Source organism: Vibrio sp. E150_011, assembly GCF_053544015.1.
Genome location: NZ_JBHFOL010000010.1, coordinates 15,940 through 28,008 on the forward strand (window position 1 = coordinate 15,940; position 12,069 = coordinate 28,008).

Below are 12,069 nucleotides of genomic sequence, written 5' to 3' on the forward strand. Positions count from 1 at the left end.
GAGGCTAAGCCTCCTTTTTTATGTCTGTTATTTGATTATTGCAATAGAATTAGTACAGCCATTCAAATGCCAGTTTCGGTTTATCGATAAGGCCTGAGGCGGTTTTTTCGGTGACAGCATTGTCTGCAGGGAGCAATTCGGGTTGAGATACATCGCTGACCGCAGCGCCAATATCAGACGCACTGGCGGCCTCTGCACTCGTAGCTGTGTTTTCAGAGATTTGAGGTGACACGGCTTGAGATGTCGCATTACTGTTTTCGACCTCATCCAGAGCGCCGACAACCTTGTCGTTGACTAAGGTGCTTTCATCTACTGAGTTTGGCACTTCTTCAATCACTTCCACTTTTTTGACCAAACCAAGCTTCAATACTTCTTGCTCAAAAGAATCAATCGACCCCAACAACGCAATTCGTACAATCACCGTTTCACCGCGGATTTCGGCAACGTCAACTTTTGCTGTTGACGCTAATCGACCTAGCGCTCGCTCTAAAGTAAAAAAGGCATCGGCGCTTGTCATCCCCGTAAAGGACACCGTCACGGAGCCGGCACTATCACCACTCACAAGGGTAGTGTTTTTAGATGCGTAGTAATCACTCACCTGAGCAATCAAGCTTTGGGCCGATAGCTCACCCGACGCTCCGCCTGTTATTGGCGCGACTTGCGTATTTCCCATACTGGCGGGACTTTGGTCATAAAGCGACCAACGTAACTGCTTTCCGTTCGCTTTAATAACCATAACGGCATCAACGGGATAACGTTGCGTTGCTTGTCCAATAGCGCCAACAAATCCTCCCCACAAATCTGTGGTTTGAATGCCCGTCATATCGTCAAAATCACCGACAGGAAAAGTCAGTGGTAAGCCACGTTTTTTCGCTTCGTCACGTAATTGCTGCGCCGTTTGAGAGTTAGTATGTTCCCACGCTATTGATCGATCATAGCCGTTGTCTTCCACTAGCCAGACCATAATATTACTGCGTTCAGCAGGCCACATTGCTGAATCCGCTTGTTGAAGTAACACACCAATTTGAGTGCTATTAAACTTCATGCTCAACGCCTGCTTACCTTCTACTTGGGTGTAACCCAGTTGAGAAATATAGCGAGAGTTCTTACTCAGTGCCTTTTTCACCACGGCGTTTGAAGCAATATTGACATCACCACTCGCACGCACCAACACCTCTAGCATTCCTTGCTGACGAGCGATCTCATCGGCATTTGGCTCTTCAGTGTTAACCACTATTTGAGTTGAATAAACATCAACTTTAGTCAACGCATACGCTGGTAATGAACACAGTCCAACCAACAACCAAGCAAAATAACGCATAGGAATCCTAAATAACAAAGATATAAGTCGGAATAATAAGCAAACATGGGAGTAGGAGCAAGCAGACTGCTTCAAGGTTTGGTTAAATTATTACGCACAAGCAATCTAATGGGCTTTAGCAATAGGTTGTCAAGCCAAGTATTGCGATATTTGTAACAATAAACCGGTTTTATTTACTAAGATCATTAAGTAATCGATTACAAGATGGTACTATCTCGCGCGTTTGCCTGACGACCGTTAGGTGTGCTTATGACTTGCCTGGAATTGATATCATGAAAACTATCCTTCAAGGGTCTCAAATGCTGTTCGTTGCATTTGGCTCCTTAGTACTTGTCCCCTTATTGACTGGACTCGACCCAAATGTCGCCCTCTTCGGAGCGGGTGTCGGTACCTTATTATTCCAACTCGTGACTAAACGCAGTGTGCCTATTTTCCTCGCCTCTTCTTTTGCGTTTATTGCGCCGATTATGTTCGGTGTTCAAACATGGGGTGTAGGAGCAACTATGGGTGGCCTAATGGCCGCAGGGGTTGTTTATGTACTAATGGGGGTGTTGATTAAGGTGCGTGGTGTCGCCATCATCCACAAGCTACTACCACCCGTTGTCGTCGGTCCTGTCATTATGGTCATCGGCTTGGGTTTGGCACCGGTTGCTGTCAATATGGCGTTGGGCAAATCAGGCGATGGTGGCATTCAGCTAATCGATTCTGATGCAGCGCTGTGGATCTCGAGCATTTCTTTACTCGTCACTATTGGTGTCAGTGTTTTCTCTCGAGGCTTTTTAAAGCTTCTACCGATTGTGAGCGGAATTTCTGCTGGCTATATTACTAGCTTGTTCTTCGGCGTTGTTGATTTCACGCCTGTCGTGCAAGCTTCTTGGTTATCCATGCCAAACTTCACAGCCCCAGAATTCAATATCAATGCGATACTGTTTATGTTACCCGTCGCCATTGCACCTGCCGTTGAGCATGTGGGGGATATGCTTGCGATCTCGAACGTAACGGGCAAAGACTACCTCAAGAAGCCAGGTTTGCATCGCACCATTGCCGGTGACGGAATTGCAACGATTGCCGCATCCATGATGGGCGCGCCACCCAATACGACATACAGCGAAGTGACAGGTGCAGTTATGCTAACGAAAGCATTTAATCCTGTAATCATGACCTGGGCTGCGGTCACCGCCATTGTTCTTGCTTTAGTCGGCAAACTAGGCGCGATTTTGCAAACAATCCCTGTTCCAGTAATGGGTGGCATCATGATCTTATTGTTTGGTTCTATCGCAACAGTAGGCTTGAATACCTTGATTAAAAATAACGTTGACCTACATAAATCTCGCAACCTTGTCATTGTGGCGATTACATTAGTTTTCGGTATTGGTGGAATGGCATTTGGTATTGGCGAGTTTAGCCTACAGGGCGTCAGCTTATGCGGTATCGTCGCGATTATTCTCAATCTTATCCTCCCTGATGACCTAGGTGACAACAAGGTCGTAGACAATGCACAGATCGAAGACTAAAACGCAAACACAGTAAAAAGTAAAAAGGCTGACAAATGTCAGCCTTTTTCATACTGGATTCAATCGATTATTGAGTACCAAAAATCTTATCGCCTGCATCTCCAAGCCCTGGAACAATATAACCTTTATCGTTCAAGCACTCATCAATAGCCGCCGTATAAAGCTCAACCTCTGGGTGCGCTTTTTCTAATGCTTCAATACCTTCTGGCGCCGCCACTAATACCAACACTTTGATCGACTTACAGCCTTTCTCTTTTAGCAGGTCGATGGTGGCAATCATGGAGCCACCCGTTGCTAGCATTGGGTCAACAACTAAAGCAATACGCTCATCAATATTGGATGCCAATTTGTTAAAGTAAGGCACTGGCTCTAGTGTTTCTTCGTCGCGATAAATACCAACGACACTGATACGAGCACTTGGCATATGCTCAAGTACACCATCCATCATGCCTAAACCAGCACGCAAGATTGGCACTACTGTGACCTTTTTGCCTTTAATTTGATCAACTTCAACAGGACCGTTCCAACCATCGATGGTCACTTTCTCTGTTTCAAAATCTGCTGTCGCTTCATAAGTTAATAAGCTACCAACTTCAGTAGCAAGCTCACGAAAACGCTTTGTGCTGATATCCCCTTCACGCATCAAACCTAGTTTGTGCTTCACAAGAGGGTGTTTAACTTCAACAACTTTCATGTCCAACTCCGGCAATTTTTACAAAACCACAAAATTATACATGCTTTGTTCCTTTATTTCAGTTGAGTTTCGACATTTCCCTCCTTTTCCAGTCAAAACAACGGCGATATTCTTCTGCCTTCTTACAAAACAAGAGAACAGAAAATAGTTTAAACTTTCTTACGCAAACGTTTCCCTTTTTGTATAAACCCCTGTTAGAATAGCGCCGCTTTTCACTTCCAATTATTTATCGAGGACTGTCCCGTGAGCGGAAACAACACTTCCCTAAGCTATAAAGACGCTGGTGTAGACATTGATGCTGGTAATGCATTAGTTGACCGTATTAAAGGCGCGGTTAAGCGCACTCGTCGCCCTGAAGTAATGGGAGGCATCGGTGGATTTGGTGCTTTATGTGAGTTGCCAACTAAATACAAAGAGCCGGTACTCGTATCAGGTACAGACGGCGTTGGTACAAAACTACGTCTTGCACTCGACCTTAAAAAACATGACACCATTGGCATCGATTTAGTCGCAATGTGTGTGAACGATCTTATCGTTCAAGGTGGTGAGCCACTATTTTTCTTGGATTATTACGCAACAGGTAAGCTAGATATCGACACAGCAGCGGATGTTGTATCTGGTATTGCAGAAGGTTGTGTTCAAGCTGGTTGTGCACTGATTGGTGGTGAAACTGCTGAAATGCCAGGCATGTATGAAGGTGACGATTACGACGTCGCTGGTTTCTGTGTTGGCGTTGTTGAAAAAGCAGACATTATTGACGGAACTAAAGTTGCCGCAGGAAATGCCCTTATCGCTGTTGGTTCAAGTGGCCCACACTCAAACGGCTACTCTTTGATTCGCAAGGTACTTGAAGTATCTGGCGCAGACAAAAATGAAGTTCTCGGTGAGCGCACCATTGGTGAGCACCTACTCGAACCAACGAAAATCTACATCAAATCAGCGCTTAAAATGATTGCTGAGCATGATATCCATGCGATCTCTCACATCACAGGCGGTGGTTTCTGGGAAAACATCCCTCGCGTACTTCCTGAAGGCACTAAAGCAGTCATCGACGGCAAGAGCTGGGAATGGCCTGCAATTTTCAATTGGCTACAAGAAAAAGGCAACGTTGAAACATTCGAAATGTATCGTACGTTCAACTGTGGTGTGGGCCTAATTGTCGCACTTCCTAAAGAGCAAGCTGACGCAGCAGTTGCACTTTTACAAGCTGAAGGCGAGAACGCTTGGGTTATTGGTGAGATTGCACAAGCTGAAGCCGGCGAAGAGCAAGTAGAGATCAAGTAATTCATGAAGAATATCGTTGTTTTAGTTTCAGGGAATGGCACGAATTTACAGGCAATTATTGATGCTTGTGAAGGCTCAATCACGAACGCTAAAGTTCGTGCTGTATTTTCTAATAAAGAGTCAGCATTTGCTCTCGAACGTGCTAGAAATGCAGGTGCCGAAGCTGAATTCCTTGACCCAAAAGCAAGTGAATCACGAGAAGCCTTTGATGCAGAGCTAATGCGACGCATTGACAAGCACCACCCTGATTTACTGGTTTTAGCAGGTTACATGCGCATTTTGAGTGGTGAGTTTGTTCGTCACTATATGGGGAAGATGATCAATATTCATCCCTCATTGTTGCCGAAATATCCGGGTCTCCACACACATCAACGTGCTATTGATAACTGCGATGAACACCATGGAACCAGTATCCACTTCGTCACTGAGAAATTAGATGGCGGTCCAATCATCCTACAAGCAAAAGTGCCTGTGTTTGATAATGATACTGTGGAATTGCTAGAACAACGTATTCAAGTCCAAGAGCATCAGATCTACCCACTTGTGGTTAAATGGTTTGTTGAAGATAGGCTTTCCATGGATGGCAGCAAAGCTATTTTGGATGGTCAAGCTCTCGGTGCCCAAGGGTACGCCGATAAATAGCCAAATAGTAAACATAAAAAAGCGAGTGTCTAACACTCGCTTTTTTTATATTTAAACAAATCATTACAATGATTCTGTTGGCGCCTGACTCGCAGGTTTTACGGCGGCATGAGGCACATCAGATAAATCATCAGAATTACTCAGCACCCGCTCACCGAAGTGAAATAGATTAAATTCACCGGGCTTCATTCGGTGCCAAGTCTCATTACCCGTTAATGGCTGAGTCGCTACGACCGATACGACATCGTTCAACATCGTTTCCATTTGGAAGTTAATCGTGACATCTTCATCCAGCAATGTGGCTTGGCCAAATGGCGCTTTACGTGTAATCCAATACAAATGATTGGTACAGAACGTCATCACAAACTCACCGTCACTTAAGAGCATGTTATAGACACCAAACTGACGCAATTCATCGCAACATTCAGCAACATACTGGAACATGGCCATCATATCTTGAGGTGGCTCTGGAAAGCGAGCTTCCAATTTGTTTAGCAGCCAACAAAATGATAGCTCACTATCCGTTTCACCAACGGGTCTATGGCGCCCGATTGCTAAGCTATCATAGTTGCTCAGCTGCCCATTGTGCGCAAATGTCCAATACCGCCCCCAAAGCTCGCGCGTAAATGGGTGGGTATTTTCTAAGTTCACCTGGCCACGGTTCGCTTGACGAATATGACTGACGACCGCCCGACTTTTAATGGGGTAACTTTGCACCAACTCAGCGATCTGAGAATCACAACTTTGATTAGGATCTTTGAACGTGCGGAACCCCTTTCCTTCATAGAAAGTGATCCCCCATCCATCCTTATGAGGCCCCGTATTGCCGCCTCTCTGAATCAAACCTGTAAAGCTAAAACAGATGTCAGTTGGCACATTGGCGCTCATGCCAAGCAATTCACACATTACGTCCCTTATTCTCCATAATCTTTATTCTACGATGCGATGACGCTACAACGATTTTCTACGACGCTTAACTCGATTATTCCATCTCTTTTTCAATCAGTTGAATAATAATATGGATGATCTTGATGTGTATTTCTTGAATACGATCCGCGTAACCGAAGTGCGGTACACGAATTTCAATATCCGCTAAACCCGCCATTTTTCCGCCATCTTTACCTGTTAGCGCGATGGTCGTCATGCCTTTTTCTTTTGCTGCTTCAATTGCTTTTAAGATGTTCGCAGAGTTACCAGAGGTAGACAGTCCAAACAACACGTCGCCTTTACGCCCTACCGCCTCGACGTAACGCGAAAAAACATAATCATAACCAAAATCGTTACTCACGCACGATAAGTGGCTAACATCAGAAATCGCAATACCCGCGTAACCCGGTCTATTTTCTCTGTAGCGCCCTGTTAGCTCTTCCGCAAAATGCATGGCGTCACAATGAGACCCTCCGTTACCACAGGACAAAACCTTACCGTCTTCTTTAAATGAAGCCGCAATCATTTTCGCAGCCGCTTCAATTTTGGCAATGTTATCGTCATCACTTAGAAATTGGTTCAAGACATCAGCGGCTTCGCTCAATTCACTTTTAATCAGATCTTGGTACATAGGACTCTTCTCTTTGTTTCACCGATAGGGTCGGCAGTAATCGATTAACTTGAGTGTACCTATAAATCAGAGAGGCTGTCGATAGCTAGCCCCCCTCAATACGCCTCCTATCATCAATTTTTTATTGTTTTTACTGCCCCCCTCTCTCTCGCGAGCAAACTTTGCGTTCTGCCAGTTATGTGATGACAAACACCCTCAAATTTTACATTTGTGCAATATTTCGGCTACACTACCAACTGGTTTGACCTCTTACCTTTAACGCGAGTTAACGTGTAGCCGTCAAACCCACGATAACAATAACAACCCAATAACGATAACAATCAAAACATCATCACTACCAGATAAAGGAACCATCATGGACATCTTGCTCTCTACTGTCATTTTGCTCGGAGCGGTTTGCGTTAGCTTTTATCAACGTTCATCCTTAGCAAAATCTCTTATACTCGTTACTGCAGCAATGGCGATAGGAACACTACTTGGCACCTTTGGTGTCATCGCATGGAGTGTTTATGTTGTTCTCATCTCTATCACTTGCATCCCTGCACTGCGCCAATCTCTGATCTCAGCAAAAGCACTCGCTGTGTTTAAAAAGGTCTTGCCTGCGATGTCTCAAACAGAGAAAGAAGCACTGGATGCAGGAACAGTCTGGTGGGAAGCAGAGCTGTTTAAAGGCAAGCCTAACTGGCAAAAACTGCAGCAAATCAGCGCGCCCAAGCTAAGTAAAGAAGAGCAAGAATTCTTAGATGGCCCAGTCAATGAAGTCTGCGCAATGGTGAATGACTATCAAGTCACCCACGAGCTTGCCGACCTTCCTCCTGAGATCTGGCAATACCTCAAAGATCACAAGTTCTTTGCGATGATCATCAAGAAACAATACGGCGGATTGCAGTTTTCTGCCTATGCACAGTCTTTGGTATTGCAAAAACTCACCGGTGTTTCGAGTGTTTTATCGTCGACCGTCGGCGTACCAAACTCGCTTGGTCCCGGTGAATTACTTCAACATTATGGTACAGAAGAACAAAGAGATTATTACCTTCCAAGGCTTGCTGTTGGTAAAGAAATTCCGTGCTTTGCCCTCACCAGCCCTGAAGCGGGATCTGATGCTGGGTCCATTCCAGACTTTGGTGTGGTTTGCAAAGGCCAATGGGAAGGAAAAGAAGTACTCGGTATGAGCCTGACATGGAACAAGCGTTACATCACGCTTGCACCTGTCGCAACAGTGCTTGGGCTCGCATTTAAGCTTAGAGACCCCGATGGTCTAATCGGAGATAAAGCCGACCTAGGCATTACATGTGCACTAATACCGACCGACTTAAAAGGTGTGGAAATTGGTAACCGCCACTTCCCACTGAACTTGCCATTCCAAAATGGTCCAACACGAGCACAGTCACTATTCGTTCCTCTCGATTTCATCATCGGTGGCCCTAAAATGGCCGGACAAGGCTGGCGTATGCTGGTTGAATGTTTATCTGTAGGGCGCGGAATTACCCTACCATCCAATTCGACCGGCGGTATAAAAACGGCGGCACTGGCGACTGGTGCTTACGCTCGAATCCGTCGACAATTTAAACAACCGATTGGTCATATGGAAGGCATTGAAGAGCCATTGGCTCGCATTGCTGGTAACACCTACGTTATGGATGCGGCCAGCAGTTTAACAGTAGCCGGCATTGATTTAGGCGAGAAGCCTTCGGTTATTTCTGCCATCGTCAAATATCACTGCACCCACAGAGGACAGCAATGCATTATTGACGCCATGGACATCGTTGGCGGTAAAGGTATCTGCTTAGGTCCGTCGAACTTCCTAGCCCGTGGTTATCAAGGCGCACCCATTGCGATAACGGTCGAAGGCGCGAATATCCTTACACGCTCTATGATCATTTATGGTCAAGGTGCGATTCGTTGTCACCCTTACGTACTGAAAGAAATGGAAGCGGCTTACTCAACAGACAACAGTGCAGTCTCAGAGTTTGACAAGGCATTAGCCGGTCACGTTTCGTTTGCGGTAAGTAACTTCGTCCGCAGTTTATGGCTCGGCCTCACCGATGGTCGTGGTTCAGACGCACCGTATAAAGATGCGACCAAGCGTTATTACCAGCAACTCAATCGCTACAGCGCTAACCTAGCGTTGTTATCCGATGTCTCAATGGCCGTACTGGGTGGTTCACTAAAACGCAAAGAACGTTTATCCGCGCGTCTTGGTGATATCTTAAGCCAGCTCTACCTGAGCACTGCTGCGCTCAAGCGTTTTGACAACGAAGGCCGTCAGAGTGAAGATTTACCTCTCTTGCACTGGGGTCTACAAGACAGCTTGAAACAAACGGAGCAAGCACTTGATGACTTCCTTGCTAACTTCCCTAACCGAATGATTGGGCGTGTGTTGCGTTGGGTTGTAATGCCACTAGGTACCGTACGACAAGCACCATCAGATAAACTTGATAGCCAAGTTGCTCGAATCTTACAAACACCGTCAGGGGCACGTAGCCGCTTAGGTCGCGGACAATACTTAGAACCAACCGAATTCAACCCGGCAGGCCGTATTGAACAAGCGCTTGAGATGGTGTTAAAAGCAGAGCCTATTTTCAATAAAATCTGTAAAGAGCTCGGACAGCGCCGACCATTTACCAATCTTGGAGAGGTTGCAGAAATCGGTCTAGAGAAGGGGCTCATTAGCAAAGAAGAAGCCGTCATACTTCATACCGCTGAAGCGCACCGCCTGTATACCATCAATGTCGACGATTTCTCCCCTGAGGAGCTGGCAGCAAAGCCGGTCTATCCGACGATGGAGGAAGTGGCGTAACCTTGTTATAACGTGACTGTAAATAGGATACAACGACTATTGATATGATACGACAGTGCATGCGTTAAACTAAAAAATGCCAACCTTTGCGGTTGGCATTTTTTGTTTTTAAGGCAGGATTATTTAGCCATGACTCGTGTTAGGCCATTTATTAGATGATTCCGTTTTCAACGCTTATCTTTGGCACATCCCCACATCGCGGCAATCATCTAACACTTTTACCATAAAGCAGAATCGTATCGAGATACGGCTTCCCTTACCCTGGCATCTTTAACTGCATTTCTGGTGTCACGGCTTTTATCGCTCGTTTGCGCCTTATCAGCCACCAAATCAGTCCACCAATGACCAACAATACGGTGTTGCCTATCACAATCGCCATAATGGCGCGCTGCCGAACCGTTTCACGATGCAGAGCAATTTGAGCTTCTTGCTCAGCTTTCTTCTTTGCCTTGCGTGCCGCTTCTTGCAGCGCCTTAGCCTTCACTAAATCAATCGCGCCAACCACACTAAAAGACCGCTCAGGTAAGTCGAATACTAGTTCTCGATCTGTCGATGCCTCATTCGCATAAACATGCCCGGTCCACTTATAGGTTCCCATTTCATTGAGGTCCGTGAACAAAGAAGTGAGCATCATTTCATTCGCTTGCGCTTGAACCTGAACGACCTGTTCGCTATCGCTCGGTGACGTAAGTTCAATTGACGCCGCTAAGCTTCCGGCTTGAATTGTGGCAGGCTCGCCGCGCATCACGACTTCATGCGGCGAGTTGACATTGCCTTGAACAAACCGAGTCGTAAACGGCGTTGGGTACACAAACACTTCCTGTTCTAGTGCTCGCAAAAAAACACCATTCCCGGTCGTAATACGAACATTGTATTTTCCAGGTTCAATTGTAATGGGTAACGTAACCGTAAAAACCCCATCGCCCGCTCGCTCATCTAACCCTTGCCCATTATCCAAAAACTCACCAATGACAATAGGGATAGGGCGCGTATCAGACGTTTGAGCTTCTTGCTCTTCGAGATAGCGTGTCATCACTACTTTTAGGTTCACGTGCGTGAGAATATTTTCGATAATCAAAGGCTGATCATCACTCAATAGATGCGCGGTAAATTTAACCTTCTCACCTTGATACAAACGTTCAGGTAACGTCTCCGCTTTTAGGCTTAGCTTTGACACTAACTGAATATTATTTTTTGGGGTAACCTTACCAATGGCTTGCCATGGACCCGGCATTGGATGCTCAACCGTAATAATATCGGCGGTGGGTTCTTCAATCCAATTGACATTGTCAGGGTGCTTCCACGCGTAATATTTTTTCCCATCAGGACGAACGAGGGTGACCGGGCGTGAATTGTCTTGTCGATAAACGAGAAAGGTTATTTGCTCAACGGTTTCGTCGACTCGAAACCGGTTATCCAAAAAGGACATCGAGGACTCACTGGCGACGGCGCTCCCCAGCAGCACTAGCCACAGGCCAAACGCGATAAAAACCCTCTGCATGTTTCTCTCCTACTGGCGCCACAAACAGTTACCGCCTTTTTCTACAATATCCAAACGCGAATTATGCGCCTCTATTTCATCGGCCGTTGCCTGCAAAACCTTTAGCGCTTTTCGTCCCGTCGTTAATCTTTTGATCATTTCTGAGTCAGCCCCCCCAGATTGTCCAGCATTAAACTGTAAATTGGTCTGCCCACCGGTCATGGCTAAGTAAACGTCGGCGAGGATCTCCGCATCGAGTAAAGCGCCGTGCAAGATACGAGCTGACGTATCTATCGTGTAATGCTTTGCTAACGAATCAAGGTTTTTCCTTGCTGGCATGTTCGCCATGCGTTTGGCCATCGCCAGCGTATCGGTGATCTTGCAGTAATCTTCCGTTTTTCCAACGTTGGCATTAACCATGGAAAACTCAAGATCCATAAAGCCGACATCGAAGGGGGCATTATGAGCCACCAGCTCAGCGCCTTTGATAAACTCGAGAAACTCATCATGAATTTGCTTGTATTCCGGTTTATCTAATAAAAACTCATCAGTAATACCGTGTACCGCAATCGCTTCAGTCTGGATAAGGCGATCGGGCTTAATGTAAACATGGAAATGTCTACCTGTGAATTTTCGATTGATGATCTCGACAGCACCAATTTCAATGATCCGATGCCCGAGATAATGAGGGCCACCTTCACGGTTCATACCTGTCGTTTCGGTATCGAGTACGATGATTCTACGCTGTTCTGAATTGAGGCTGGTATTCATGATGT

At 45.9% G+C, this 12,069-nt stretch carries 10 protein-coding genes; 4 read left to right on the top strand and 6 right to left on the bottom strand.

Annotated elements, in window-relative coordinates; all coding sequences use genetic code 11:
* Nucleotides 1-49: 49 nt before the first annotated feature.
* Nucleotides 50-1,321: a DUF2066 domain-containing protein gene (locus ACE1OE_RS15405; protein WP_449211578.1), complete on the bottom strand. Its 1,272-nt coding sequence runs from the start codon at nt 1,319-1,321 to the stop codon at nt 50-52.
* A 272-nt stretch (nt 1,322-1,593) separates the two neighbouring features.
* Between ACE1OE_RS15405 and ACE1OE_RS15410 the strand changes: the two genes are divergently transcribed.
* A complete protein-coding gene (locus ACE1OE_RS15410; RefSeq protein WP_102469680.1) occupies nt 1,594-2,835 on the top strand; it encodes a uracil-xanthine permease family protein in 1,242 nt (413 codons plus the stop codon).
* A 67-nt stretch (nt 2,836-2,902) separates the two neighbouring features.
* Here the strand turns inward: ACE1OE_RS15410 and upp are convergent, their stop codons facing one another.
* Entirely contained in the window at nt 2,903-3,529 is a 627-nt protein-coding gene (gene upp / locus ACE1OE_RS15415) for a uracil phosphoribosyltransferase (protein ID WP_102469679.1), read from the bottom strand.
* Nucleotides 3,530-3,772: 243 nt separating this feature from the next.
* On the opposite strand from upp, the gene purM reads away from it, so the two are divergent.
* Entirely contained in the window at nt 3,773-4,813 is a 1,041-nt protein-coding gene (gene purM / locus ACE1OE_RS15420; RefSeq protein ID WP_102469678.1) for a phosphoribosylformylglycinamidine cyclo-ligase, read from the top strand.
* A gap of 3 nt (nt 4,814-4,816) precedes the next feature.
* Nucleotides 4,817-5,455 (top strand): phosphoribosylglycinamide formyltransferase, encoded by a 639-nt coding sequence (gene purN / locus ACE1OE_RS15425; RefSeq protein ID WP_102469677.1) that lies wholly within the window; start codon nt 4,817-4,819, stop codon nt 5,453-5,455.
* A 63-nt stretch (nt 5,456-5,518) separates the two neighbouring features.
* Here purN and ACE1OE_RS15430 read toward each other — a convergent pair whose 3' ends face one another.
* Complete coding sequence (locus ACE1OE_RS15430) at nt 5,519-6,361, bottom strand: class II glutamine amidotransferase (protein ID WP_449211579.1); 843 nt, start codon at nt 6,359-6,361, stop codon at nt 5,519-5,521.
* A gap of 76 nt (nt 6,362-6,437) precedes the next feature.
* Entirely contained in the window at nt 6,438-7,013 is a 576-nt protein-coding gene (gene lpcA, locus ACE1OE_RS15435) for a D-sedoheptulose 7-phosphate isomerase (RefSeq protein WP_102469675.1), read from the bottom strand.
* Between the two features lie 355 nt (nt 7,014-7,368).
* Between lpcA and fadE the strand changes: the two genes are divergently transcribed.
* Nucleotides 7,369-9,813 (top strand): acyl-CoA dehydrogenase FadE, encoded by a 2,445-nt coding sequence (gene fadE, locus ACE1OE_RS15440; RefSeq protein WP_372062846.1) that lies wholly within the window; start codon nt 7,369-7,371, stop codon nt 9,811-9,813.
* A 256-nt stretch (nt 9,814-10,069) separates the two neighbouring features.
* Here the strand turns inward: fadE and ACE1OE_RS15445 are convergent, their stop codons facing one another.
* Nucleotides 10,070-11,314: a TIGR03503 family protein gene (locus ACE1OE_RS15445; protein WP_449211580.1), complete on the bottom strand. Its 1,245-nt coding sequence runs from the start codon at nt 11,312-11,314 to the stop codon at nt 10,070-10,072.
* 9 nt (nt 11,315-11,323) lie between these two features.
* Nucleotides 11,324-12,064 (bottom strand): DNA polymerase III subunit epsilon, encoded by a 741-nt coding sequence (gene dnaQ, locus ACE1OE_RS15450; RefSeq protein ID WP_449211581.1) that lies wholly within the window; start codon nt 12,062-12,064, stop codon nt 11,324-11,326.
* Nucleotides 12,065-12,069: the final 5 nt, after the last annotated feature.